This is a genomic window from Avibacterium sp. 21-595 (assembly GCF_023611905.1).
In the GTDB taxonomy this organism is placed as follows: Bacteria; Pseudomonadota; Gammaproteobacteria; order Enterobacterales; family Pasteurellaceae; genus Avibacterium.
Genome location: NZ_CP091455.1, coordinates 1,777,273 through 1,802,731, shown reverse-complemented (window position 1 = coordinate 1,802,731; position 25,459 = coordinate 1,777,273). Strand labels below are relative to the sequence as shown.

General features: G+C 40.2%; 22 protein-coding genes and 1 pseudogene. 14 read left to right on the top strand and 9 right to left on the bottom strand.

Annotation, left to right across the window (positions count from 1 at the left end):
• The first annotated feature begins 68 nt into the window (after window positions 1-68).
• From tenA to qseC, 3 genes are read left to right on the top strand one after another with little or no spacing between them, the layout of a single operon-like run.
• Window positions 69-719 (top strand): thiaminase II, encoded by a 651-nt coding sequence (gene tenA / locus L4F92_RS08320; protein ID WP_250363387.1) that lies wholly within the window; start codon window positions 69-71, stop codon window positions 717-719.
• A 19-nt stretch (window positions 720-738) separates the two neighbouring features.
• On the top strand, window positions 739-1,404 hold the full coding sequence (locus L4F92_RS08315) for a response regulator (RefSeq protein ID WP_250349758.1): 666 nt from the start codon (window positions 739-741) through the stop codon (window positions 1,402-1,404).
• Between the two features lies 1 nt (window position 1,405).
• Window positions 1,406-2,779 carry a quorum sensing histidine kinase QseC gene (qseC, locus tag L4F92_RS08310; protein WP_250363386.1) on the top strand — a complete coding sequence of 458 codons (1,374 nt, stop codon included), beginning with the start codon at window positions 1,406-1,408 and terminating at the stop codon, window positions 2,777-2,779.
• Between the two features lie 35 nt (window positions 2,780-2,814).
• Here qseC and L4F92_RS08305 read toward each other — a convergent pair.
• The 3 genes and pseudogenes from L4F92_RS08305 to gyrA all read right to left on the bottom strand — a co-directional run.
• A pseudogene (locus tag L4F92_RS08305) lies at window positions 2,815-3,279 on the bottom strand (hemerythrin domain-containing protein); the annotation flags it as partial.
• Window positions 3,280-3,554: 275 nt separating this feature from the next.
• Complete coding sequence (locus L4F92_RS08300) at window positions 3,555-3,902, bottom strand: SirB2 family protein (RefSeq protein ID WP_250363384.1); 348 nt, start codon at window positions 3,900-3,902, stop codon at window positions 3,555-3,557.
• A 100-nt stretch (window positions 3,903-4,002) separates the two neighbouring features.
• Window positions 4,003-6,654 carry a DNA topoisomerase (ATP-hydrolyzing) subunit A gene (gene gyrA, locus L4F92_RS08295; RefSeq protein WP_250363383.1) on the bottom strand — a complete coding sequence of 884 codons (2,652 nt, stop codon included), beginning with the start codon at window positions 6,652-6,654 and terminating at the stop codon, window positions 4,003-4,005.
• Between the two features lie 221 nt (window positions 6,655-6,875).
• Between gyrA and ubiG the strand changes: the two genes are divergently transcribed.
• A complete protein-coding gene (ubiG, locus tag L4F92_RS08290; protein ID WP_250363382.1) occupies window positions 6,876-7,586 on the top strand; it encodes a bifunctional 2-polyprenyl-6-hydroxyphenol methylase/3-demethylubiquinol 3-O-methyltransferase UbiG in 711 nt (236 codons plus the stop codon).
• Window positions 7,587-7,645: 59 nt separating this feature from the next.
• On the opposite strand, the gene fur is transcribed toward ubiG, so the two are convergent.
• From fur to L4F92_RS08270, 4 genes are all read right to left on the bottom strand, one after another.
• A complete protein-coding gene (gene fur, locus L4F92_RS08285; protein WP_250349764.1) occupies window positions 7,646-8,086 on the bottom strand; it encodes a ferric iron uptake transcriptional regulator in 441 nt (146 codons plus the stop codon).
• Window positions 8,087-8,115: 29 nt separating this feature from the next.
• Window positions 8,116-8,643 (bottom strand): flavodoxin FldA, encoded by a 528-nt coding sequence (gene fldA, locus L4F92_RS08280; RefSeq protein ID WP_115249319.1) that lies wholly within the window; start codon window positions 8,641-8,643, stop codon window positions 8,116-8,118.
• Window positions 8,644-8,645: 2 nt separating this feature from the next.
• Window positions 8,646-8,933, bottom strand: coding sequence for a LexA regulated protein (gene ybfE, locus L4F92_RS08275; RefSeq protein WP_250349765.1), 288 nt, complete (start codon window positions 8,931-8,933; stop codon window positions 8,646-8,648).
• 126 nt (window positions 8,934-9,059) lie between these two features.
• Complete coding sequence (locus L4F92_RS08270; protein ID WP_250363381.1) at window positions 9,060-9,845, bottom strand: alpha/beta fold hydrolase; 786 nt, start codon at window positions 9,843-9,845, stop codon at window positions 9,060-9,062.
• Window positions 9,846-9,924: 79 nt separating this feature from the next.
• Between L4F92_RS08270 and seqA the strand changes: the two genes are divergently transcribed.
• From seqA to L4F92_RS08220, 10 genes are all read left to right on the top strand, one after another.
• Window positions 9,925-10,557, top strand: coding sequence for a replication initiation negative regulator SeqA (gene seqA / locus L4F92_RS08265; RefSeq protein WP_250363380.1), 633 nt, complete (start codon window positions 9,925-9,927; stop codon window positions 10,555-10,557).
• Between the two features lie 11 nt (window positions 10,558-10,568).
• Window positions 10,569-11,975, top strand: coding sequence for an o-succinylbenzoate--CoA ligase (menE, locus tag L4F92_RS08260; protein ID WP_250363379.1), 1,407 nt, complete (start codon window positions 10,569-10,571; stop codon window positions 11,973-11,975).
• Between the two features lies 1 nt (window position 11,976).
• Window positions 11,977-15,291, top strand: coding sequence for a mechanosensitive channel MscK (gene mscK / locus L4F92_RS08255; RefSeq protein WP_250363378.1), 3,315 nt, complete (start codon window positions 11,977-11,979; stop codon window positions 15,289-15,291).
• A gap of 21 nt (window positions 15,292-15,312) precedes the next feature.
• Window positions 15,313-16,395 (top strand): chorismate synthase, encoded by a 1,083-nt coding sequence (gene aroC, locus L4F92_RS08250; RefSeq protein WP_250363377.1) that lies wholly within the window; start codon window positions 15,313-15,315, stop codon window positions 16,393-16,395.
• On the top strand, window positions 16,392-17,249 hold the full coding sequence (mepA, locus tag L4F92_RS08245; RefSeq protein WP_250363376.1) for a penicillin-insensitive murein endopeptidase: 858 nt from the start codon (window positions 16,392-16,394) through the stop codon (window positions 17,247-17,249). The genes aroC and mepA overlap by 4 nt, the downstream gene beginning before the upstream one ends.
• Window positions 17,250-17,271: 22 nt before the next feature.
• Window positions 17,272-18,036 (top strand): TSUP family transporter, encoded by a 765-nt coding sequence (locus L4F92_RS08240; protein ID WP_250363375.1) that lies wholly within the window; start codon window positions 17,272-17,274, stop codon window positions 18,034-18,036.
• Window positions 18,037-18,046: 10 nt separating this feature from the next.
• Complete coding sequence (gene lpxM / locus L4F92_RS08235) at window positions 18,047-19,000, top strand: lauroyl-Kdo(2)-lipid IV(A) myristoyltransferase (protein WP_250363374.1); 954 nt, start codon at window positions 18,047-18,049, stop codon at window positions 18,998-19,000.
• Window positions 19,001-19,081: 81 nt separating this feature from the next.
• Window positions 19,082-19,624, top strand: coding sequence for an adenine phosphoribosyltransferase (gene apt / locus L4F92_RS08230; protein WP_250363373.1), 543 nt, complete (start codon window positions 19,082-19,084; stop codon window positions 19,622-19,624).
• 21 nt (window positions 19,625-19,645) lie between these two features.
• Complete coding sequence (gene dnaX / locus L4F92_RS08225; protein ID WP_250363372.1) at window positions 19,646-21,736, top strand: DNA polymerase III subunit gamma/tau; 2,091 nt, start codon at window positions 19,646-19,648, stop codon at window positions 21,734-21,736.
• A 270-nt stretch (window positions 21,737-22,006) separates the two neighbouring features.
• Window positions 22,007-23,494: a carbon starvation CstA family protein gene (locus L4F92_RS08220; protein WP_250349776.1), complete on the top strand. Its 1,488-nt coding sequence runs from the start codon at window positions 22,007-22,009 to the stop codon at window positions 23,492-23,494.
• Between the two features lie 67 nt (window positions 23,495-23,561).
• On the opposite strand, the gene L4F92_RS08215 is transcribed toward L4F92_RS08220, so the two are convergent.
• Complete coding sequence (locus L4F92_RS08215; protein WP_250363371.1) at window positions 23,562-24,635, bottom strand: Gfo/Idh/MocA family protein; 1,074 nt, start codon at window positions 24,633-24,635, stop codon at window positions 23,562-23,564.
• Window positions 24,622-25,338, bottom strand: a complete 717-nt coding sequence (locus L4F92_RS08210) for a FadR/GntR family transcriptional regulator (protein WP_250363370.1) — start codon at window positions 25,336-25,338, stop codon at window positions 24,622-24,624. The genes L4F92_RS08215 and L4F92_RS08210 overlap by 14 nt, the downstream gene beginning before the upstream one ends.
• Window positions 25,339-25,459 lie beyond the last annotated feature (121 nt).

Here is a 25,459-nt window from a genome sequence, read left to right as displayed (position 1 = left end):
TTGGGTTTATGTGGTAAATGGGACAAGATGGCATTATTTACTTCAATATAAAAAAAAAGGAAAATCAAATGCTTACCGTAGAAAACTTGATCGTCCAAAGCCAGCCGTATTGGGATAATTATATTCACCATTCTTTTGTTCAACAATTAAGTCAGGGAACACTGGCTAAAAAATGTTTTCAGCACTACTTGCAGCAAGATTATTTATATTTATTTCAATATAGTCGTGCCTTATCTTTAGGCATTTTTAAAGCAGAAAATTTTGCTGAAATTTTGACTGCACATCAAGCGAATGAGGTGTTATTAAAAGAAACTCAGCTACACGTTGCTTTTTGTAAAGCGTGGGGCATTTCAGAAGAGACGTTGCATCAGGTGCAAGAATCAACCGCTTGTGTGGCTTATACGCGTTATGTTTTAGATTGTGGAATGAAAGGGGGATTGGCTGAGCTTTATACCGCACTCGCACCCTGTATGCTAGGTTATGCGGAAATAGGCAAAATACTGAGTCAGCAAACGCCAGTGGCAAACAATCCTTATCAACAATGGATTGACACTTACGGAGCAGAGGATTTTCAGCAGGCAGCACAAGAATTTATGACGATGTTAAATGGATTATTTATCGATCTTTCCCACAAACAGCAACAACGCTTACAGCATATTTTCACTACCGCGACACGAATGGAAATTGATTTTTGGCAAATGGGATTGGATCTAAGCTAAGTAAAGTGCGGTTAAAATTATGCGAATTTTATTAATTGAAGATGATCCTTTAATTGGTGATGGGCTTAACATTGGGTTGAGTAAATCGGGTTTTAGTGTCGATTGGTTTAAAGAGGGGGAAAGTGGTATGCAAGCCTTGCGTTATGCCCCTTATGATGCGGTGGTGCTCGATCTCACCTTGCCGAAAAAAGATGGCTTGCAGGTGTTGAACCAATGGCGCAAGGAAAATCAAGATGTGCCAGTGCTAATTTTAACCGCACGAGATAGCTTGGAACAACGGATTGAAGGTTTACAACTTGGGGCGGACGATTATCTCGGCAAACCTTTTGCTTTGGCTGAAGTGGTGGCACGCTTGCAAGCCTTAATTCGTCGCCGTTATGGACAAGCACAATCTTTTCTTCAGCACGGCGTCGTGAGCCTTGATCTTGGACAGCATAAAGCCTTTTTACGCAACCAAGAGATTTCTCTCACGGGAACGGAATATAAGTTACTTGAGCTGTTTATGCATAATAAAGAGCGGGTACTTTCTCGTAGCTTTATTGAGGAAAAGCTTTATACTTGGAATGACGAAGTGAGCAGTAATGCATTAGAAGTGCATATTTACAATTTACGCCAAAAATTAGGCAAGCCTTTCATTCGCACTGTGCATGGAGTAGGCTACGCACTTGGAATGATGGAGGAATAAAATGCACGCTCGTAGTTTACGCCTTCGTCTTATTCTGATCCTCTCTCTATTCTCTTGTACTATTTGGCTGATTTCTACCGCGATTGCTTGGTCAGCGGCACGCAGTCAAGTAAATGAAGTTTTTGATACACAACAAATTTTATTTGCCAAGCGGCTTGCAACCTCTCATTTAAGAAGTATTTTGATTGAACGCCCTCGCCCAGAGGGGAAATATTATCGACAAAAACCACCGCACTTTCGCAAAAGGCAAAATTATGATGACGATGCACTTGCCTTTGCGATTTTTAATCGTGATGGTGAAATATTGCTGAGTGATAGTGAAAATGGCAACAATTTCATTTATGAGCAGAAAAGAGGCTTTCACAATACCACGTTGCAAGGAGATGACGATAAATGGCGAATTTTTTGGCTACCAGCGGCGGAAGGCAGATTAATGATTGCCGTGGGGCAGGAACTTGAATATCGTCAAGAATTAATCGAAAAAATGGTGCTAGGGCAAATGTGGATTTGGTTTGCTAGCCTGCCTGTGCTACTTGCCGTGATTATTTGGGCAATTAGCCGTGAATTAGCGATATTGCGCAAAGTGAGTGAACAAGTCAGCCATCGTCGTCCTGATGATGATCAGCCGTTAAATACTGAGCCAGTGCCAAAGGAAATCTTGCCATTAGTGCAAAATTTAAATCAATTTTTTACTCGCACGGCAAGCAGTTTATTGAGAGAGCGGCGTTTCACCTCCGATGCAGCCCACGAATTACGTAGCCCGCTCACCGCCTTACGTATTCAAACCGAACTTGCTCAAATGGCGGGGAAAGATGAAGCAATGCGAAATCAGGCATTGCAAAATCTTACTTTAGGCATCGATCGTGCCAGCCAATTAGTTGAACAGTTGCTTACCCTTTCCCGCCTAGATAATCTCAATGAATTGGCACATCTCAACCGCATTGAATGGGATAAATTAATCACTGAGTTTGTAGCTGAACGTTATTTAGAGGTGGAAAAAGCAGGGTTTCGCTTAATTTTTGAACCTCTCAGTTCACCCCGAACCCAACAAGGTGAGCCATTATTACTTTCTTTGATGCTACGTAATTTGATTGATAATGCCATTGCTTATTGTCCGAAAGGAAGTGAAATCCGCCTTATTTTACAACAGGATAAACTCATTATTGCGGATAATGGCGGAGGCGTGCCTGATAATGTTTTAGAGAAGTTAGGGCAACGCTTCTACCGCCCAGCGGGACAAAATGAAAAAGGGAGTGGTTTGGGGCTATCTATTGTACAACGCATCGCTCAACTGCATCATTATCAAGTGCGGTATAAAAATGCAGAGAATTTACGTGGAGAGAAAGGCTTTTGGGTGGAGATTTTGTTTCATTGAAAAGCACCTTAATTTTCATTAAGGTGCAACGATTTCTATTGTTCGCTTAAGACACGAGGGAATAAGATATTATTTTCTGTGTGAATATGTTCTTGTAAATCATCACAAAATTCTTGAATACCTTGATAGAGATTACGCCAAGAGGTGCAAGCATCGGCAGGTGGCGTCATATTGTGAGTAAGAGAACGTAGGATTTCTATTGTCGCACTATGTTCATCGTGTTCAAATTCCATCACCTGAATAGGCATTCTCGCCATCATATAATTTCCCGCTTGAATCATCGGGAATAAGATTTGTTCTTCTTTCATCATATGGCTAGATAAATCGGCATAGGCATTTTTTAATGCATCAGCCAGACCTTTTGGGCAATCAGGCAGATCACCGTGGCGTGCTTCAACTTTCTCTGCAAGAGGAATAAGTTCTTGTAATTGTTCACGATGACGTTGATGAAAACGCGATAGAATATGCGAAATCGTTTCTTGGTAACTGGCATCTTGCCATTGTTCATCTGCTTGTTTCATTCTGTTTTCTAATGACATAATTTAACCTTATTTGGATTATTAAACCTGACAAAAATACTAAGGTATTTAGTTGGCAATCCCAACTTCTTTTTAAAAAAAATGGTGAGCTTATGATCTAAATCAGGTTTTATAACTCAAAATAGGTGGGAAAATTTTACAAAATTCTACCGCACTTTAAATTATAGAGAATGAAAGGCTGGGTGAAGTGAAAAAGCGGTTTAAGCTAAACCAAACCGCTTGAGAGTTTGATGAGATTAATGGTTGTAGCCGAGTAAGATTGCGCCGAGCAATGAAATGAGTGCAAGCAGAAAGGCAATAGGGTTATTCGTTGTGCCACGTTTGAAAAATTTCGCCGCAAAAATAATGTAGATAATCAATAATCCAAATTTAGCGATAATCCACCAAGGAAACCCCACGTTTAATGTGAATAATAAGATTGCGCCACTTACGATAAGTAGCGTATCTGATAAGTGCGGTAAAATTTTGAGTAATTTTATTGCACGCCAATCTTTTCCAGCAAATTGCATTAAGGCTCGGATCACAAAAAGTCCTAAGCTAATAAAAGCACAAAAAAGGTGGGTGTAAATTGTGTAAAAAATCATTGTTGAATAGCCTATACGATAGTTTTTAATTTAACATATTGAGCGTGAAAAAAGGTTTCAGCTTTGAGAAAAGAGAAAGTGGGCAATAGCCCACTTTATTTTATTCTTCCGTGTTTTCTATTGTGTCTTCGTTGTCTTCTTCATCGACATCACAAACACGTTCAAGGCTGACAACCTGTTCTTCTTCTGTGGTGCGGATTAAACGCACGCCTTGGGTGTTACGTCCAACTATACTCACTTCGCTAACACGGGTTCTGACTAAGGTTCCCGCATCTGTAATCAGCATAATTTGGTCATTTTCTTCCACTTGGGTTGCTGCAACAACTTTACCATTACGCTCACTAACCTTGATAGAAATCACCCCTTTGGTATTACGGGATTTTGTTGGATATTCTGCTAAAACGGTACGTTTACCGTAACCATTTTGTGTTGCGGTGAGGATTGCCCCTTCATTTTTCGGAATGACTAGCGAAACCACTTTGTCGATATTGAGATCAAGGGTTTCTTCGTTATTATCGTCAGAAATCTCTTCAATTTCCACCGCACTTTCATCATCAGAAAGATCGTTTGTTAGGGCTAATTTAATTCCGCGCACGCCAGTGGCTGTACGTCCCATTGGGCGAACAGCACTTTCTGCAAAACGCACCACGCGACCTTGCGAAGAGAACAGCATAATTTCATTTGAACCGTCTGTAATATCCACACCGATGAGTTCATCTTCATCACGCAAGTTGAGCGCGATAATCCCGTTAGAACGAGGACGACTAAATTCGGTAAGGGCAATTTTTTTCACCATACCCCCAGCAGTTGCCATTACTACAAATTTATCTTCTTCATAAGCAGAAATCGGCAAAATTGCGGTAATACGCTCATTTTCATCCAGTGGCAGAATATTGACAATTGGGCGGCCACGCGCACCGCGGCTGGCTTGCGGTAGTTGATAAACCTTGAGCCAGTATAAACGTCCACGGCTTGAGAAACAAAGAATTGTATCGTGTGTATTCGCAACCAATAATTTTTCAATGAAATCTTCTTCTTTCATTTTTGTTGCTGATTTACCTTTACCGCCGCGGCGTTGTGCTTCGTAATCGGTAAGTGGCTGATATTTGACATAGCCTTCGTGAGAAAGGGTAACCACCACATCTTCTTGAGCGATAAGATCTTCTAAATTAATATCACCTGATGCCGTTGTAATTTCAGTACGGCGTTCATCATTAAATTCGGTTTTGATACGCGTAAGTTCTTCACAAACCACTTCTCTTAAGCGTTCTGTACTATTTAGAATATGCAATAATTCGCCAATTTCGACTAAAATTTCCTGATATTCAGTGACAATTTTTTCGTGTTCTAAGCCGGTTAGGCGTTGCAAACGTAGATCTAAAATCGCACGGGCCTGTTCTTCAGAAAGATAATAGACGCCATCACGTAAACCTAATTCGGGAGCAAGATCTTCAGGGCGAGAGGCATTCATTCCCGCCGCCTCTAACATTCCGCTTACGTTACCTAACTGCCAACCGCGAGCAAGCAAGGCTTCACGGGCTTCGTCGCCTGTTTTAGAGGCACGAATTAATTCAATAACGGGATCGATATTAGCTAAGGCAATAGCTAGCCCTTCTAAAATATGCGCACGTTCGCGAGCTTTGCGTAATTCAAACACTGTACGACGTGTTACCACTTCACGGCGGTGTTTTACAAAGGCCTCAATAATTTGTTTTAAGTTAAATAATTTTGGTTGACCGTGATCTAAGGCAACCATATTGATCCCGAATGTCACTTGCATTTGGGTGAGGGCGTAGAGGTTATTTAATACCACTTCGCCCACAGCATCACGTTTTACCTCAATTTCTAGACGAATCCCTTCTTTATTTGAAACATCAAGGACATTACTGATCCCTTCAATTTTCTTTTCACGTACAAGTTCAGCAATTTTTTCTACCAGTTTTGCTTTATTAACTTGATAAGGAATTTCTGTAACAACGATGGTTTCACGTCCTTTATCTGAAGTTTCAACTTCAGCTTTGGCGCGCACATAAACTTTACCCCGTCCTGTTTTATAAGCATCTTCAATGCCTTTTCGTCCATTGATCAGCGCGGCAGTTGGAAAATCAGGCCCCGGAATAAATTGCATAAGCTCATCAATGGTAATTGCTTCATTATCCAAGTAAGCTAGGCAGCCATCTAAAACTTCACCCAAATTATGAGGAGGGATATTTGTTGCCATACCCACCGCAATCCCTGAGGAACCATTCACTAATAAGGCCGGAATTTTGGTTGGTAGCACATCAGGAATCATTTCTTTACCATCATAGTTTGGTGAGAAATCAACCGTTTCTTTATCAAGATCGGTGAGCAATTCCTGTGTGATTTTTTGCATACGAACTTCGGTATAACGCATTGCCGCTGGCGCATCGCCATCTATCGAGCCGAAGTTACCTTGACCATCTACCAACATATAGCGCAATGAGAAAGGTTGAGCCATACGCACAATGGTGTCATAAACCGCACTGTCACCATGAGGGTGATATTTACCGATCACATCACCGACAACACGTGCTGATTTCACATAGGCTTTACTGTGGGTAATGCCACTTTGATCCATTGAATATAAAACACGGCGGTGTACAGGTTTTAAGCCATCTCGTACATCAGGTAAAGCACGGCCGACGATTACCGACATAGCATAATCAAGGTAAGAAGATTTAAGTTCTTCTTCGATACTAACAGGGGTAACGTTTGAAACCAAATTCGTCATTGAAATATTCCCTAATTACATAAAAAATTGTTCAGATTGTATCATAATTCCAATAATATCTCTAATTTTGTAATGAATTTTTACCGCACTTAGGCAATAATAAGGGGCATAAAACAAAGCGCGTGATAACCTTAACAAAGAAAAGAGAAATTTACCGTAGAATAAAAAAGATAGAAAATTTACGCTAAAATAATAAAAACCAAAAACAAGAGAACAACTCAATGCAAAATATCGACCAACAAGAACTGGAAAAATTTGAAAAAATGGCGAAAACTTGGTGGGATCCAGAAGGGGATTTTAAACCTATCCACCGCTTAAATCCGCTTCGTTTGGATTATATTTGCCAACAAGCTGGGGGGGTATTTGGTAAAAACGTTTTAGATGTCGGTTGTGGTGGCGGTATTTTAGCTGAAGCAATGGCTAAGCAAGGGGCAAATGTTACCGGTATTGATATGACCACCGCCCCCCTTGAAGTAGCAAAATTACACGCGCAAGAAAATGGTTTAAGTATTGATTATCAACAGACCACCATAGAAAATTTTCTTGAAAAATACACCGCACTTGGCGGAGAAAAATTTGATGTGATTACGTGTATGGAAATGTTGGAACACGTTCCTGATCCTAGCTCGATCATCAATACCTGCAAAGCCTTGTTAAAGCCTAATGGCGTATTGTTTTTTTCTACGATTAATCGCACTTTAAAAGCGTGGGCGTTGGTTATTATTGGTGCGGAATATGTATTGAAAATGTTGCCGAAAGGCACACATAATTACGAAAAATTTATTAAACCCGCTGAATTACTTGCTTGGACAGACCGCGCTGAGTTAGATTGTGTGAATATGGTCGGCTATCATTACAATCCACTTATGGGAACATTCAAATTAAATCAGGACGTAAGTGCCAATTATATGACAACATTTAAAATGCGATAAAAAATCACCGCACGCTTTTAAAAGTGCGGTGATTTTTTGCTTAGTTTTTAGAAGCGTAATTATTTCTTTTCTTTCTCATCACAGTTATCAATATCACTACATTTACCGTAAAGATATAAACTGTGCGTTTTTAATTTAATACCGTGTTCTTCACTAATTTGTTTTTGTCGTTGTTCAATGATCTCGTCATTAAACTCGAAGACTTTGCCGCAATCCACGCAAATAATATGGTCGTGATGTTCACTTGGTGCAAGTTCAAAAACGGATTTATTTCCTTCAAAGTTATGGCGAATGAGAATATTTGCTTCATCAAATTGGTTAAGTACACGGTAAACCGTTGCTAAGCCAATATCTTCACCGCGTTCAAGCAATAGTTTATAAACATCTTCTGCAGAAAAATGTGACATACTATGTTCTTGCATTAACGCTAAAATCGTTAAGCGTGGCTCGGTAATTTTTAACCCTGCTTTTTTAAGAAGTTTAATATTTTCTTCAGACATAATGTTTCCTTTCTTTTGCTCTTGGTGGGTTACTCAACTAACTCAGCTAAACACATTTCATCAAAAACTTGTTTTGTCCATTTTTCAACACGTTCAGCAGTCAGTTCTGGCTGACGATCTTCATCAATACATAGACCTACAAATGTATTTTCGTCAACGAGTGCCTGTGAAACTTCAAAAGTGTAACCTTCCGTTGGCCAATGACCGACAATAATCGCACCTTTTGGTTCGATAATATCACGTACTGTTCCCATTGCATCGCAGAAATATTCTGCATAGTCTTCTTGGTCGCCACAACCAAAAATGGCGACTAATTTATCTGTGAAGTCAATTTCTTCTAAGGTTGGGAAAAAGTCGTCCCAGTCGCATTGGGCTTCACCATAGTACCAAGTTGGGATACCAATCATTAAAAAGTCATAGGCTTCAATATCTTCTTTTGTACTCTTGGCAATATCGCGAATATCTACCACTTCTGAGCCTAATTGTTTTTGAATCATTCGTGCAATGTTTTCAGTATTGCCCGTGTCACTACCATAAAATAAACCAACGATAGCCATTTTTATTTCCTATTTTCTTGAAATTTAAAATATTCTTGTAAAATCGTTACGATTAACTCTGAACGACTAACACGCTGTACAGACGCTAAATCTTCCAATTGTTGAACAATATCCGTATGCAATTTCAGCTCAACACGCTTTAAACCGCAGGATTTATCCCGTCTAAGTTGATTACGTTTGTTGATACGGAGTTGTTGTTCTCGGGTCAGCGGATTTGTTTTTGGGCGTCCCACTTTGGGTGTGTTAGCAAACAGATCTAAGGTTATGCAATCTGCATCTTGTTTTGCCATTTTTCAAATCACTGAACTGGTTAAAATGTAGCTAATTGAGAATGATAAGCTACAACTACTCATCGTCGCGAACTATATCACAATTCATAGTTGATTAAAACCCTCAACCTTTGATTGGTGAGATTGTTATTGGCTATCTAAAAAACGCTGAATAATGCGAATAATCGCGTCAGGTTTTTCGGCGTGTACCCAATGTCCACTGCCGTTAATGGTGAAAGAGCTAGCTTGGGGGAATTGGGCTAAAATCTGCTTGCTATATTCAGGCTGAATATAATCAGACAGTCCACCTTTGATAAATAGAGTCGGGTTGGGATAAAAACAATCTTGCCAATCCATAAGGTGAGAATAGTTTTGTTTCAGTGCGGTTAAATTAAAGCGAAATTTTTCAGTAGATTGTGCATCAAAGGATTTCAACATAAATTGCTGAATGCTTTCTTCTGGTATGTGTTGAGCTAATATTGGTTTGGCTTGCTGGCGTGTTTCTGCGTGAGCTTCTTTTACGGCGAAAAGACCATCAAATACGCTATTATGTCCGTGTTCGCCATATTTCACTGGCGCAATATCAATAACGATCAATTTTTTCACTAAATCAGGGCGAAGGCTTGCCGCTTTCATCGCGGTTTTCCCCCCCATGGAATGCCCGATCAAGATTACCTGTTTAAGATCTAACTGTTCAATGGTGGCTAATAGGTCTTCCGCCATTAAATCATAATTCATTGATTCAGAATGAAAACTCTGTCCGTGATTGCGTAAATCTAGGCGTAAAATAGGGTAATTTTCCGCAAAGGCTCGGGCAATCACCCCTAAATTATTCATATCGCCAAATAATCCGTGAATAAACACTAAGGTTGGGTTGCTAGTAGGTTGTTTTAATTGATGAAATTGAAAATTGAGTAATTGCGTTTGCGACATAATTTTTGCGTGAGTATTTGAAAATAAATCGTTATAATGTTGCAAAAGCGTAAAGAGATCAAGCAACTGGAGAGAAAAAATGAAAATTATTGAAGTAGATGAAGAACTTTATCAATACATAGCCAGCCAAACCCGATCTATCGGTGAAAGTGCTTCTGATATTTTACGCCGTTTACTCAATTTTCCTGCGGTGCGTACTGATCATAATGTGACCTTTGCACCAAACCTTTCTGCTGATAATCAAAGTGCGGTGGAAATTTCCAACGAATTAGCACGAGATAATGAAAAAGTGGAAGAAAAACCAGCCGCAAAAGAAAAAGTGGCAACGAGAAAGCAATCTGATGAGGCAATCCAAAAAGTGGTTAGCAAGGTGCGTGAGTTGATCCAGTCCGCTGATTTTCAGCAAGAAAGCAAAGCAGTGGTGCGCTTCTTGGCTATTTTACGCGTGCTTTATCGCACCAATCCAGAAAGTTTTGCACAGGCTACGGAATCCTTACAAGGGCGTACGCGCGTGTACTTTGCCCGTGATGAGGGGACGTTGTTAATGGCGGGGAATCACACTAAGCCAAAACAAATTCCTAATACGCCATATTGGGTGATCACCAATACAAATAGTGGTCGTAAAATGTTAATGTTGGAAGGTGCAATGCAATCAATGCACTTGCCAGAAGAATTGATTGACGAAGTGCGCACATTTTTCACAGTAAATTAATTGGCATTACAATGACATATCTTTGGCAACATTATGCCGCCCAGCCTGATTATCAACATAAAGTAGCCTTGCGCAATGAGCAAGGCGAACTTTTTTCTTGGCAGCAACTGAGTGAAAAAATTAATACTGTGGCACAGGCATTCTCTCAGCAAGGAGTGAATGTTGGTGAGGGGATTGCCTTATGCGGAAAAAATAGTTTTGCGCTCTTACTTGCCTATTTAGCAGGGATTCAACTGGGCGCGAGAGTGTTGGGGATTAATCCTGCTTTTCCAGAAGAAAAGATTGTCCAGTTATGTGAAAATGCGGATGTGCATTTTTATTATGATCCTAAGGGCGAAAAAATATTGCAAAATTGCACCGCACTTGTTGTATCCGTTACGGCTTCGCAAGCTAAAAAACATTGCACGGCGGCTTATGATCCCAATCGTCCAGCGACAATGACACTCACATCAGGTTCAACGGGCAATCCTAAAGCGGTGGTGCATAGCCTGCAAGGATATTTGGATAATGCGCAAGGCGTGTGCGAATTAATGGCATTTGGTGCAGAAAATACGTGGTTGCTTTCTTTACCGTTATATCACGTTTCAGGGCAAGGCATTGTATGGCGCTGGTTGCACGCGGGAGCAAGATTGCATTTGCCGAATGAGAATTTTTATTCCGCCGCGGCTGAGGTTTCACATTTATCTCTTGTGCCAACACAATTGCAACGCTTTCTCACTTATTTGCAACAACGTTCTGAACAGACTGAACAGACTCAGCACATTTTATTAGGGGGCAGCCATATTCCCCTTGCCTTAACGCAGCAGGCGGCACAATATCGTCTGACTTGTTATTCTGGTTATGGAATGACAGAAATGGCATCCACAGTCTGTGCGAAAAAAAGCGATCAATATCGTGGTGTGGGCTTACCCCTCAAAGGTCGAGAACTTGCGCTGATTGAGGGGGAAATTTGTTTGCGTGGTGCGGGGCTTGGGCTAGGTTATTGGCAACAGGGCGAAATATTGCCCTTGGTTCAACAGGATGGTTGGCTTCACACCAAAGATCTCGGTGAATGGCAAAATGATGAGCTATGCGTTTTAGGGCGATTAGACAATATGTTTATTTCAGGCGGAGAAAATATTCAGCCTGAAGAAATTGAACGGGTTATTTTGCATTATCCTAAGGTAAAACAAGTTGTTGTCCTGCCTGTGGAAGATATGGAATTTGGGCAACGCCCTGTGGCAATGGTTGAGTTTATTGATGAATTTAGCCAAAGTGCGGTGGAAAATTTACGAATTTGGCTTGCTTCGCGATTAGAAAAATTTAAACAACCGATACACTATTTTCCATTAGATGTGGCACAATGCCAGCAACAGGGAACGATTAAAATTTCGCGTAATGCGTTAAAAATGGCTTTAAAAGAATTACTAGGAAAATAAAATGAAAATAATTGAACGTATTTGGGCGATTTTTTTTCTGTCCTTGGCTTGGGCTTCTGCAAGTTGGGCAGATTTACCAAAAGAAGCAGATATTCAAACACAGCTTGCCGCGGCAAAAGAGGCCGATCAAACGGATGTCAATAATAAAATCTTGGTGCAAAATCTTGAAGAAACCCTCACGTTGCTTGGAAATATTGAAAAGCAGAAAGCGGATAACGCATCATTAAGTCAATCTGTGGAGAATGCCCCTAGTCAGGTTGCGGCTTTACAGGCGGCGGTAGATAAATTAAAAAATGCCTCACCGGTTACGGTAAAAGCGTTTGAGAAATTATCGTTGGCTGAGTTGCAAACACAATCTATGGCTACTCAGCAACATTTACAGCAAATCCAAGCGGATTTGGGTGCAATTAATGCTCAGTTAGTGAGCCAACGCGCCGCACCTGAACGTGCGCAGTCTGCATTGAGCGCGAATTTAATTCGTTCACAAGAAATTGATAAATTACTCTTTGGCATTAGTGCGGGAGATTCCGTAGAAAAAAATAAGCTCGAAACAGAGCTGGCATTGATCGGCTTGCAAAACAGCTATAATCAAATGTTATTGCAAGGCAATAATGATTTGACTTCGCTTTATACCATTCAATTAGAGCAAAAAACCTTGATGCAGCAGCAGTTGCAAACAAAATTAGCAATGCTACAAGAAGTGATTAATGAAAAGAATTTGCAAGAAACCCGTGAGCAGGCAGAGCAGTTAAAACAATCGCAAACGAATGTGCAAGATAGCAATCCTATCATTGTTGAACAACAAAACCAAAATGTGCGAATTAGCCAAGATTTGGTAAAACAGACAGCGCAGTTAAATGTGCTATCACAAGATAGCTTACGGATAAAAAGTGTGCTGGATAATTTGCAACAAACAGAGCGAAACATTAACGAGCAAATTAGTGCGTTACAAGGAACGTTAGTGCTTTCACGTATTATCAATAAGCAAAAGCAACTTTTACCGCAAGATCAAATGATTCGTGGGCTGGCAAAGCAGATTACGGATTTACGCGTGCAAATTTTTGATTTAACTGAGTTGCGCGATAATTTATATGATACCCAAAGCTACATTGTCAGTTTAGAAAAAAACGCCAACGCACATTTAACGGACGATGAAAAAAATCAGCTGACTGCAATTTTACAAGAGCGGCGTAAATTATTGTCAGATTCCATTACGAACCTGAATAATCAGCTAAATTTAGCGATTAATATCGAGTTAAACCAACAGCAGGTTACGGCAATTAGTGATGCTTTGCAGGGCAAATTACAACAGCAAAGTTTCTGGGTGAGAAGTAATCCACCGTTGGATATGGATTGGTTTACTAATTTCTTGCCAAAAGTGAAATACCAGTTGCAAGATATTAAAAGCTTGATCAATTTCGCGAACTGGAAGGATAACTTCGTGCCAACGGTGTTGCAGGTTATTCTACTTTTGCTTTTGGCGGCATTGATTCAGTGGCGTAAAGAAAAAATCACCCAACGCTTGGCTTATATTAACAGTAAAATCAATACATTAAGAGGTGAACGCCAGCATTATACCCCCGAGGCGATTTTATGGACGTTAATCTTATGTTTGCGTTCTACACTGATTTTTCTTTCTCTTTTAATTTTAATTGCGTCAATCTGTTTTGAAAATCCAGAACCGTTTTGGTTGTGGTCTTTAAAAATGGCGGGGTATTGGTTGTTCTTTGCGTTTATTTTGGCAATGCTACGCCCAAATGGATTAGCCTATCGCCACTTTAATATGCCGCAATATAATGTGCAGCTATTTTATTCCGTTTCTAAACGTTCAGTTTGGATCTATGCGTTATGGCTGAATGCCTCGATTTTTACCCATTTAGATACGGGGATTACGAATGATGTGATCGGGGAAGTGCTAACCATTTCAATTTTAGTGATTTCCCTTTTTATCGTAGGGCCACGTTTACGCTATGCGGTAAGTATTTATCAGAAAACCCAAGAACAAGCAGGTGAGCGGAGCTATTTATTTAAATTTGCTCGTATTTTACTTGTGATTGCGCCGATAGCATTAATTGTGTTGATTATAATGGGGTACTATTACACCGCACTTAATTTGATGGAACATTTAATGTCTTCTTATTTTGTATTGGTGCTTTGGATGATCGCAAAAGATGTGATTTATCGTAGTTTTACCGTGTCAGCACGTCGATTATCTTATCGTCGTTTATTAGAAAAGCGTGAGCAAATGCAAGCGCAAAAAGAAGAGAATAGTGATAATGAGCTAAATTCGGAAATTCAACAAGAAGAAGTACTGAATATTTCACAAGTCAAAAGCCAAGTAAAAAGTATCGTTGATCTATTACTTTGGGTGAGCTTATTTGGTTTATTTTATTGGGTTTGGTCAGATCTTATTACCGTAGCTTATTATCTTGAAGGCGTAACCTTATGGCAGCAACAAGTTACGACAGATTCAGGAACGGTAACCGAATCAATAACCTTACTTAATTTGTTATTTGCCTTAATTATCCTGATAGGGACGTATGCGATCGTTAAAAATATCGCGGGTTTGCTGGAAGTCTTAATTTTCTCTCGAGTCAGTTTTTCACAGGGTACCCCTTATACGATTACCACATTATTAACCTACTTTATCGTTGCATTAGGCGGAGGGGCGGCTTTTTCCGTGTTGGGAATGTCGTGGTCTAAATTACAATGGTTATTTGCCGCACTTTCTGTTGGTTTAGGTTTTGGTTTACAGGAAATTTTTGCTAACTTTATTTCAGGGATTATTATTTTATTTGAACGTCCAGTGCGCATTGGTGATGTGGTAACGATTGGAGAATATTCTGGTACGGTTTCAAAAATCCGTATCCGCTCAACCACATTAATTGATTTTGATAAAAAAGAAGTGATTGTGCCAAATAAAGCCTTTGTGACAGAGCGTTTAATTAACTGGGCATTAACAGATTCGATGACTCGTGTGGTGATTAACGTGGGCGTAGCGTATGGATCGGATCTGGAATTAGTTAAACGTTTATTATTACAAGCGGCAGATGAATGTGAATATGTGTTGAAAGATCCTGAGCCTATGGCATACTTCCTTGTCTTTGGTGCAAGTACATTAGATCATGAACTACGGGTTTATGTGGGCAATCTTAATGAAAGAACGATGACGATCGATCATCTCAATCGTCGAATTGATGAACTCTTCGCCGCACATAATGTAGAAATCGCCTTTAATCAGCTTGATGTCTTTATTAAAAATCAAGCAACGGCACAAGAAGTACAAATTATGTCAGAAAATTTAGCAAAATCATAAGGAATAACAGAAGGAAAAATAATGGCAGGAAACAGCATCGGACAACTTTTTCGAGTAACCACTTTTGGCGAATCGCACGGCATTGCTTTGGGCTGTATTGTGGACGGTATCCCACCGGGGCTTGAGCTATCTGAACAGGATATCCAACCTGATTTAGATCGCCGTAAACCCGGCACCTCTCGCTATACCACCGCAAGACGAGAAGATGATGAAGTGCAAATTCTTTCTGGGGTGTTTGAAGGAAAAACCACAGGTACGAGCATTGGAATGATCATTAAAAATGCCGATCAACGCTCACAAGATTATGGTGAAATTAAAGATCGTTTCCGCCCGGGGCACGCTGATTATACTTATCAACAAAAATACGGTTTGCGTGATTATCGCGGAGGTGGACGTTCTTCTGCACGAGAAACCGCGATGAGAGTGGCGGCTGGGGCAATTGCGAAAAAATATTTACGTGAACATTTTGGCATTGAAGTACGTGGTTATCTCTCACAAATTGGCTCAGTGAACATCGATCCCAAAACCGTAGAGGACATTACACAAATTGATTGGCAACAAGTAAATAGTAATCCCTTTTTTAGCCCAGATCCAAGTGCGGTGGAAAAATTTGATGAATTAATCCGTGAACTAAAAAAAGAAGGCAATTCGATTGGTGCTAAATTAACGGTGGTGGCAGAAAATGTGCCAGTTGGCTTAGGTGAACCGGTTTTTGATCGCCTTGATGCGGATTTGGCACACGCTTTAATGGGAATTAACGCAGTGAAAGCGGTAGAAATTGGTGATGGTTTTGCAGTGGTGGAACAGAAAGGCACGCAGCACCGTGATGAAATGACGCCAGAAGGTTTTTGTTCTAACCACGCAGGTGGTATTTTGGGCGGGATCAGCTCTGGACAACCCATTATTGCGACGATTGCACTAAAACCAACATCTAGCATCACTATCGCGGGACGCTCCGTCAATTTAAATAATGAAGCCGTGGAAGTTATCACCAAAGGACGCCACGATCCTTGTGTAGGGATTCGTGCCGTGCCGATTGCAGAAGCAATGACCGCCATTGTTTTACTCGATCACCTATTAAGATTTAAGGCTCAATGTAAATGAAAAAGTTAATTCAATCAGTCAGTGCGGTGCTTTTTTGTGGCATTTTTTCGACTAGCAGTGTCATAGCTAGTCCAGAATATTGGCAAAAAGTAAAACGTCCTATCTCAGGTGAACCTGAGCCAGTTGGCTCATATAGTAATGGCTGTATCATTGGGGCTAAACCCTTGCCATTTAATGGGGAAGGATACCAAGTGATTCGGACAAGTAAAAACCGTTATTATGGACACCCTGATATGATTGCCTATTTACAGCGTCTAGGTAAAAAAGTGAAGCAAGCGGGGATTCCAACAATGCTTATCGGCGATATTGCGATGCCGGGGGGCGGACGTTTTCTTACTGGACACGCCAGCCATCAAATGGGCTTGGATGCGGATATTTGGCTACGCTTAGGACGTTTATCCGATAAAGATGCACAAAACCCAGCGGGAATGGGCTTGTTAGTGGTGGATCGTAAAGCACAGCGTGTTGATGAGTCTGTATGGACAGAAAATCACGTCAATCTAATCCGTCTAGCTGCACAAGATAAGCAAGTAGCGCGTATTTTTGTCAATCCAGCGATTAAAGTGAAACTTTGTCAAACGGTACGCGGGGATCGTAGCTGGCTACAAAAAATCCGTCCTTGGTTTGGCCACGATTCGCATTTTCACGTTCGTTTAACTTGTCCGCAAGGTGCTAAATATTGTGAAAATCAAGCCCCCATTCCTGCGGGTGAAGGCTGTGGTGAAGAATTATATTCTTGGTTTAAACCTGCCAAACCATCAACAGGCAGTGTGAAGCCTAAACCACGTCCACCTGAACCTTTTTTATGTCAGCAAGTGAGCAGCTCACCAAACCAAAGTGAATGGTTGGAATAATCCTTCGAGATAGGAACGAAAAATGGAAATCAGCCTCAACCTTATTGCCTTATTATTTGTTGTCGCATTAATTGCAGGGTTTATTGACGCCATTGCAGGTGGTGGTGGCTTAATCACCATTCCCGCGTTATTGATGACAGGCATCCCCCCAGCAATGGCATTAGGCACAAACAAATTGCAGGCTTGTGGCGGATCTTTTTCCGCAAGTTTTTATTTTTTACGTAAAAAAGCGGTAGATTTAAGCGCCATTTGGTTACTGGTGCTGATGACATTTATCGGCGCAGTGTTTGGCACGCTACTTATTCAGCTCGTTGATAGTGCATTGATTAAAAAGGTTATCCCCTTTTTAGTCCTCGCAATTGGTCTGTATTTTTTATTCACGCCAAATTTAGGCGATGAAGATCGCCATAAACGCATTTCTTACGCAACGTTTGCCTTTAGTGCGGGATTTGGGATCGGTTTTTATGACGGTTTCTTCGGACCCGGAACAGGTTCACTATTGAGTTTAGCTTTTGTAACGTTATTGGGTTTTAATCTTGCTAAAGCGACTGCTCACGCCAAAGTATTAAATTTCACCTCAAATATTGCCGCACTTTTGTTATTTCTGATTGGCGGGCAAATCTGGTGGGAAGCCGGGCTGGTAATGATGTTAGGGCAGATTATTGGCGCAAACTTAGGCGCGAAAATGGTATTAAGCAAGGGCAAACAGCTAATTCGTCCGATGGTGGTGGTGATGTCTTTCATTATGACGGCTAAAATGGCCTATGATCAAGGCTGGTTTGGGTAGTTGAGGATTTATGACACAACAAGATGATGTACGTTTAACCGCGCGCATAGGCTATGATCCCAAATGGCAATGGGCGTTTTTATTGCCAAAATATTGGGCTGTTTGGCTAGGTATTTTGGCTTTGGCGTTATTCGCCTTTATACCTTTTCGTTTCAGGGATAAGCTTGCGGCGAAAATTGGTTTAATTGTAGCGCAAAAAGCAAAAAAACAACGTCATAGAGCGAGCGTGAATTTACAATATTGCTTTCCTGATTGGACAGAAGAGCAACGCGAAAAGGTGATTGACGAAATGTTCATCACCGTAAGCCAAGTGATGCTGGGCATTGGGGAAATTGCATTGCGTTCCAAAAAACATTTGCAACAGCGTAGTGAATTTATTGGTTTAGACGTTATTCAGCAGGCCAAATCGGCAGGTCATAATATTATTTTAATGGTGCCACACGGTTGGGCAATTGATGCTTCGGGTATTATTTTACATACTTATGGAATGCCAATGACGTCGATGTATAATCCACATCGTAATCCCTTAGTGGATTGGCTATGGACAATGGCACGTCAGCGTTTTGGCGGAAAAATGCACGCTCGTCAAAATGGGATCAAACCCTTTCTTAATGCGGTCAAAAAAGGCGAAATGGGGTATTATTTGCCCGATGAAGATTATGGCGAAGAATTAAGTGAATATGCTGATTTTTTTGCCACTTATAAAGCCACTTTACCGGGGCTGAATAAAATGGCAAAACTTGCTAAAGCCGTGGTGATCCCAATGTTTCCTCGTTATAACGCAGAGCGGGGCAAATATGAAATGGAAATTCATCCACCAATGCCAATCAGCGAAGATCCCGCACAAATGGCACGGGAAATGAACAAAGAAATTGAGCAATTTGTAACCCCAACGCCAGAGCAATATGTATGGATTTTACGTTTATTAAAAACCAGAAAAGATGGTGCGGATATTTATCGTTAAATTAAATAATCTGTGGTAATATGCGTGCCGCTCTTTTTTATAGAAAACGGTCGAAAATTTGACCGCACTTTAGGTAAGAAAATGAACAAACAATTAGAACTGATTAAATCATCGATCAAATCTATTCCAAACTACCCGAAAGAAGGCATTATCTTTCGTGATATTACAAGCCTCGTTGAAGTCCCAGAGGCGTTCAAGGCAACTATTGATTTAATCGTGGCGCAATACAAAGACAAAGGGATCAATAAAGTTATTGGCACAGAAAGCCGTGGTTTTATTTTTGGTGCACCCGTGGCATTAGCGTTAAATGTTCCTTTTGTATTAGTGCGTAAACCAGGTAAATTACCTCGTGAAACGATTGCCCAATCCTATCAATTAGAATATGGTCAAGATACCTTAGAAATTCACACTGATTCTATTCAATCAGGCGATAACGTATTGATTATTGATGATTTATTAGCCACAGGTGGTACGGTAGAAGCTACCGTGAAATTGGTTGAACGTTTAGGTGGGGAAGTGAAAAATGCCGCTTTCGTCATTAATTTACCTGAACTCGGTGGTGAACAACGGTTACGTGATTTAGGGGTAACGCCATTTTCCTTAGTGAATTTTGACGGACACTAATTTATCCTAAGCGAGCAAGCAATGAGTTATCAAGTATTAGCAAGAAAATGGCGACCGCAAAAGTTCTCCGATGTAGTAGGACAGAAACCTGTTCTTACTGCACTTGCTAACGGATTGAATGAAAATCGCTTACATCACGCCTATCTTTTTTCGGGAACGCGTGGCGTGGGGAAAACTTCGATTGCTCGCCTGTTCGCAAAAGGATTGAATTGTGTTGAAGGGGTAACAGCGAATCCTTGTGGGGTTTGTGAGCATTGCAAAGCCATTGAAGAAGGGCGTTTTATCGATCTTATTGAGATTGATGCCGCTTCACGTACTAAGGTAGAAGACACCCGTGAACTGCTTGATAATGTGCAATATAAACCGGTGCAAGGGCGTTATAAAGTGTATTTAATTGACGAAGTGCATATGCTCTCTCGTCATTCTTTCAATGCGTTACTGAAAACCCTTGAAGAACCGCCTGAATATGTCAAATTCTTACTGGCAACCACAGATCCGCAGAAATTACCGATTACTATTTTATCACGTTGTATTCAATTTCATCTTAAAGCACTTGATCAGCAACAAATTGCCGATCATTTAGCCTTTATTTTACAGCAAGAGAAGATCCCTTTTGAACCGCTTGCCATTGAAAAATTAGCGAAAGCCGCACAAGGCAGTATCCGTGATAGTCTAAGCTTAACAGATCAAGCTATTGCAATGAGCAACGCGAATATTACCCTTGATGTGGTAAATACAATGCTTGGCTTACTCGATGATAGCCAGCCTATTGATATTTTGTATGCCTTACAGCAAGGTAACGGCGAAGGCTTAATGAAGGCAATTCAAGCGGTGGCGGAAAAAGGCGGTGATTGGAACGAATTGTTAAAAGCTGTGGCAGAAAACCTGCATAAAATTGCAATGTGTCAATTGCTACCACAGGCGCAAATTAGTGATGAAAGCCATATTGGCTTTTTGGCAAAACACCTTCCACCAGAAGATGTGCAATTTTTCTATCAAATTATCTTAAACGGACAGAAAGAGCTTTCCTTTGCACCAACCCAGCGAATGGGCGTAGAAATGATTTTACTACGTGCGTTGGCTTTTCACCCTAAACTTATCCAAGCAGCGCCTGAAATGCAACCAGTGGAACAAGTGAATTCCTCCCAGAATTCAGTGCAAAGTGCGGTACAAAATCACACAAAATTAGTGGAAATGCCCGTGGTATCGCAACAATTTAAGGCACATCCAGAATCAAAAACAACGCAATTTGTTGCGCAACCACAAGGACATTCAACATCAAATCGTCCATCTTCTGCGATGAGTAATGCAGCGTTAGAAGTGATGGATGCATTGGATCAACTTTCTTCCCCGGTAACGAGCGAAAAAAAAAACACTAATACCAATCAAGTGACGGATCTCCCTGTGGTAGAACGCAAATTTAGCCAGCAGAAAAACACTGGGCGATCTATCCATCAGCAGATTTCTCAGCCATCAATTCCTCAACCGCTAGAAGCAGAGATACCACCAATGGATATGCCTGTCATTCAAAGTGCGGTGCAAAATCAGCCAGATTTTTCTGCTGATCTTGATCAGGAAGATGATCTCAATTTAGCTGAAAACTACCGTTGGAACTGGAGCAATCCAGCAATGGCAGAAGAACAGGATAATGCAAGTCCGTCAGAAATTCGCAAAGCCATTTTAGAAAATACAACGCCAGAACTAAAAGAAAAAGTACTGACTATGGCAAAAGCGAAGGATAAATGGACGGATATTATCGAACAGTTAGCTATTTCAGGCTTGGCAAAACAAATGGCAATGAATTGCGTAATTTTAAGCCAGAGTGAAAACCAAATTCAGCTAGGCTTGCACCGAGATAAATTGCATCTGAATAATGAAAAACTTCGCATTCAGTTACAAACAGCCTTAAGTCAATTTTATCAGCAAGATGTGACACTTTCTGTGGAAACTAATGCAGATCTCCAACAGCTCACCCCAATGGACTACCGTAAACAAATCTACCAAGAGTTAAGCGAACAGGCGCGAGAAAATTTACAAGCAGATGAACGTTTACAGCGCTTCTGCGAAGAATTTGATGGCGTATTGGCACTTGATAGTGTTCGTCCAGTTTAATCATCTAAAACGCAGTTTATGACTAAAAAAATAAAGTGCGGTGATAAATTAGAGGATTTTTTCGCTTAAAAAATCATCACTTCATTATTATATTGACCACGCAAAATACCCATAAAGGAGTATAAGGATCGGATTGACGGATCTTTTTTATCAATCCTTGAATAAAAACTGTGCGGAAGATCACATAAACTGCAACAATATATTTACATCAGATTTACTCTTGTTAAACTTCCGCACGAAATTTTATGTTTAATTTTTATGAGGTTCTTTATGTTATGGTTTCTCTCCTGCGTAGCCTTGCTTTTATTGGGCTACTTTTTATACGGTTCTGTGGTTGAGCGTGTCTTTAAGATCAATCCAAACCGTGCAACCCCAGCTCATACAATGGCTGACGGTGTGGATTATGTGCCGATGTCTAAAAAGAAAATCTGGCTTATCCAATTATTAAATATTGCAGGAACGGGGCCAATTTTTGGTCCAATTCTTGGTGCATTATATGGACCTGTTGCGATGCTATGGATCGTTTTTGGCTGCATTTTTGCAGGCGCCGTACACGATTATTTCTGCGGAATGTTAAGTGTTCGCAATGGGGGACAATCAGTGCCTAACCTTGCGGGTAAATATTTAGGTGCGCCAGTTAAGCATTTTATGAATGCCCTTGCTCTTGTATTGTTAATTCTTGTTGGGGTTGTATTCGTCATTTCACCAGCCAGCTTATTAACCAATCTAACAGTGGATAATGTCGGTGAAATGTTCAACCTAGAAACGAAAAGCACGTTATTAGTTTGGACAGCAATTATTTTTGGTTATTACATCATTGCTACTTTAGTGCCTGTGGACAAAATTATTGGTCGCATTTATCCATTGTTTGGTGCGTTATTGCTATTTATGTCTTTTGGAATGTTATTTGCCTTATTATTTGAAGATAAAGCCTTATTCCATACTGTTGGCGAGATGAGTTTCTCGAAATTCTTTGAAAATATGCATCCAAAAGATTTACCAATTTGGCCATTGATTTTCGTTACCATTGCTTGCGGTGCGGTTTCAGGTTTCCACGCAACACAATCTCCATTGATGGCACGTTGTATGGAAAATGAAAAAGAAGGTCGCTTTGTTTTCTATGGTGCGATGATCGGCGAAGGGGTGATTGCCTTAATTTGGTGTACAGTAGGCTTAACTTTCTACGATAGCCCAGCACTAATGAATGATGCAATCACCGCAGGCACACCATCAAAAGTGGTTTATGATTCCGCCACCCATATGCTAGGCTACTTCGGTGGTATTTTAGCGGTGCTTGGTGTGGTGGTATTACCAATCACTTCTGGCGATACCTCGTTCCGTGCTGCACGTTTGATTATCGCGGAATTTTTCAAAATCGATCAGCGTAATTTAGTTAAACGCTTAATGATCGCTATTCCATTATTCGTACTAGGTTTCATCATTTCTAAACTCGATTTCCAAGTAATTTGGCGTTACTTCGGCTGGGCAAACCAAACGACTGCAATGGTTATGTTATGGACAGCCGCGGCTTATTTATATCGCTATCATAAATTCCACTGGATTTGTACAATTCCAGCCATCTTTATGACAATGGTTTCTGCCACTTTCCTTGCTTATGCAAAAATTGGTTTAGGTTTAAGCTACGATGTTTCTGTTTGGGTGGGTACAGGCTTAACACTATTAGCGATCATTTGCTTCTTCACCTTGTTAAAACCAATTTCCAATGGTGATCCTGATTCTGAAACAGTCAGAAGCTAAAAAATTCCACAAAATTCACCCGCACTTGAGAAACCAAGTGCGGTTTTTTTATTATGAATATTATCTATCAACTAAAATTTCTCACTTGAGTTAAAAATTTATTCTGCATAGATTCATTTGCTGCGCTAGCAATATAAATAGCAGCTGCTGGAAGTTCGGCTAAAACACTTGGTTGCTGTGTCAAGAGTTGATGAAATACGCTTTCTGCTTCAAGTTCAATGGCTCTGGTTATCCAATAAGGACAATGTTCATTAGGTTGCCCATATTTTTGAATCCCTTTGCTACTTTCTCGTAAAGAGAGATCGGCCTCAAATTCATTATATATATTGAAATGTTCACGTTTTCCATTGGCGAAAGTGAGTGTAACGCTGGAAGTAAAGAAATTGATCATCATTGAGCCTAACTCGCCGTGAATAGTAACATCCCATTTAGGCAAGCGATATGCTGTTCCCATTTCTAAAGATCCAAATACGCCGTTTTTAAATTGTAATAATAACTGAATGATGTCGTGGTGATCGGGGGTTTCAAGATGGGCGCGGTTTGTTGATTGTGCAAATACTGATTCTACATCGCCAACTAGCCAAGTAAGCAGATCAAGCTCATGAATTTCATGAAAAAGTTTTCCTCCTGTGAGTTGAATATTATTTTTCCACCAATCTTTTTGAAAAATAGGATTAATCCAACGTTGACGATTTGCTCGTACTACGGTTAATTTCCCCAATACTTGCTGTTCTAATAATTGTTTTGCTTGTTGCAAACCCGGTAATACACGCAAGCAATGTCCAACAAAAAGCGGCACATTATTTTCTTTTGCTATCTGTATTAGTTGATGAGCATCTTGTTCATTAATCGTGAAAGGCGTTTCAATAAATACCGCACAACCTTTTTGGATAGCAATTTCGGCAAGGTGGCGATGACTATAATTGTAGGTAGCAATAAGTACGAGATCAACGTTTTGCTGACTCAGTAATGTATTCAGATCTGCATAGGCTTGAATTCTATACTTTTCTGCTATGTTTTGAGCCAAATTTATCTGCAGATCTGTTACGCCAACCAATTGTGCGGGTGATTTATTAAAAGCAGAGGCGAGTTGCTGACCAAAGAATCCGCAACCAACAAGAGCAACATTAATTATGTTCATTTTCTTTTTCCTTTTTTTGCAAGCGTTGGCGTAGTGTACGAAAATAAAGTAATACCGCGTGTTGGAAACGATTAACATCACGAGCTTCTACTGCATCTACCCATTCACGATAGTGTAACGCCACTTCTTGAGCTGAAAGCGTTATCGCTGGCAAGTTTTCTTCTTGTAAATTGAATATTTGCCAGAAAGCATCTAGGTATTGTGATAAAAGCGGATTATGTATTGCTTGATAGGTTTGTAGGTGAATTTTATATTCTAGCTCATTGGAAAATAAGTTTTTTCTTGCTAATTGTTGTAATTCTAAGCTTAACTGTTGTAGTTGATCGATTTCTCCATCGCTAATATTGGCAATAGCAAGTGGCGCAAAACCATATTGCAGAATTTCTCGAATATCGAGGATATCTAATAGATATTTAATATTATTTTGTAGCTGTAATTGGGTATGAAAAGCAAGGCTTTGAATCATTGGTGTGAGCGACGATTCGCTAATAAATGTTCCCACACCGTGTCGAATGTCTAAAATATGCAATGCTTCTAATGATTTAACCGATTCTCTAAGGCTAGAACGACTTACATTTAAATATTCCATAAGTTCATTTTCTGTTGGCATTAAATCGCCAGCACTTAGCCGTTTTTTTAAGATGAGCTGTTTAATTTCTTCTTGTAAAGCAAGATTTTTTGCTTTTTTTTCAGATTTTTTCATTTTTGTGATCTTTATCGCAGAAAATTCATTCAATTTAAGACATCATATCTCTGGAATAGAGAGGTATGATGTCTTATCTCTATGTTGTTTAAATGGTAGCTTATTTTTAACTTTTTGTCAG

What these genes read in the sequence shown, in the direction of transcription:
- tenA (WP_250363387.1), top strand. Translation starts at nt 69, where the DNA reads ATGCTTACCGTAGAAAACTTGATCGTCCAAAGCCAGCCGTATTGGGAT.
- L4F92_RS08315 (WP_250349758.1), top strand. Translation starts at nt 739, where the DNA reads ATGCGAATTTTATTAATTGAAGATGATCCTTTAATTGGTGATGGGCTT.
- qseC (WP_250363386.1), top strand. Translation starts at nt 1,406, where the DNA reads ATGCACGCTCGTAGTTTACGCCTTCGTCTTATTCTGATCCTCTCTCTA.
- L4F92_RS08300 (WP_250363384.1), bottom strand. Translation starts at nt 3,902, where the DNA reads ATGATTTTTTACACAATTTACACCCACCTTTTTTGTGCTTTTATTAGC.
- gyrA (WP_250363383.1), bottom strand. Translation starts at nt 6,654, where the DNA reads ATGACGAATTTGGTTTCAAACGTTACCCCTGTTAGTATCGAAGAAGAA.
- ubiG (WP_250363382.1), top strand. Translation starts at nt 6,876, where the DNA reads ATGCAAAATATCGACCAACAAGAACTGGAAAAATTTGAAAAAATGGCG.
- fur (WP_250349764.1), bottom strand. Translation starts at nt 8,086, where the DNA reads ATGTCTGAAGAAAATATTAAACTTCTTAAAAAAGCAGGGTTAAAAATT.
- fldA (WP_115249319.1), bottom strand. Translation starts at nt 8,643, where the DNA reads ATGGCTATCGTTGGTTTATTTTATGGTAGTGACACGGGCAATACTGAA.
- ybfE (WP_250349765.1), bottom strand. Translation starts at nt 8,933, where the DNA reads ATGGCAAAACAAGATGCAGATTGCATAACCTTAGATCTGTTTGCTAAC.
- L4F92_RS08270 (WP_250363381.1), bottom strand. Translation starts at nt 9,845, where the DNA reads ATGTCGCAAACGCAATTACTCAATTTTCAATTTCATCAATTAAAACAA.
- seqA (WP_250363380.1), top strand. Translation starts at nt 9,925, where the DNA reads ATGAAAATTATTGAAGTAGATGAAGAACTTTATCAATACATAGCCAGC.
- menE (WP_250363379.1), top strand. Translation starts at nt 10,569, where the DNA reads ATGACATATCTTTGGCAACATTATGCCGCCCAGCCTGATTATCAACAT.
- mscK (WP_250363378.1), top strand. Translation starts at nt 11,977, where the DNA reads ATGAAAATAATTGAACGTATTTGGGCGATTTTTTTTCTGTCCTTGGCT.
- aroC (WP_250363377.1), top strand. Translation starts at nt 15,313, where the DNA reads ATGGCAGGAAACAGCATCGGACAACTTTTTCGAGTAACCACTTTTGGC.
- mepA (WP_250363376.1), top strand. Translation starts at nt 16,392, where the DNA reads ATGAAAAAGTTAATTCAATCAGTCAGTGCGGTGCTTTTTTGTGGCATT.
- L4F92_RS08240 (WP_250363375.1), top strand. Translation starts at nt 17,272, where the DNA reads ATGGAAATCAGCCTCAACCTTATTGCCTTATTATTTGTTGTCGCATTA.
- lpxM (WP_250363374.1), top strand. Translation starts at nt 18,047, where the DNA reads ATGACACAACAAGATGATGTACGTTTAACCGCGCGCATAGGCTATGAT.
- apt (WP_250363373.1), top strand. Translation starts at nt 19,082, where the DNA reads ATGAACAAACAATTAGAACTGATTAAATCATCGATCAAATCTATTCCA.
- dnaX (WP_250363372.1), top strand. Translation starts at nt 19,646, where the DNA reads ATGAGTTATCAAGTATTAGCAAGAAAATGGCGACCGCAAAAGTTCTCC.
- L4F92_RS08220 (WP_250349776.1), top strand. Translation starts at nt 22,007, where the DNA reads ATGTTATGGTTTCTCTCCTGCGTAGCCTTGCTTTTATTGGGCTACTTT.
- L4F92_RS08215 (WP_250363371.1), bottom strand. Translation starts at nt 24,635, where the DNA reads ATGAACATAATTAATGTTGCTCTTGTTGGTTGCGGATTCTTTGGTCAG.
- L4F92_RS08210 (WP_250363370.1), bottom strand. Translation starts at nt 25,338, where the DNA reads ATGAAAAAATCTGAAAAAAAAGCAAAAAATCTTGCTTTACAAGAAGAA.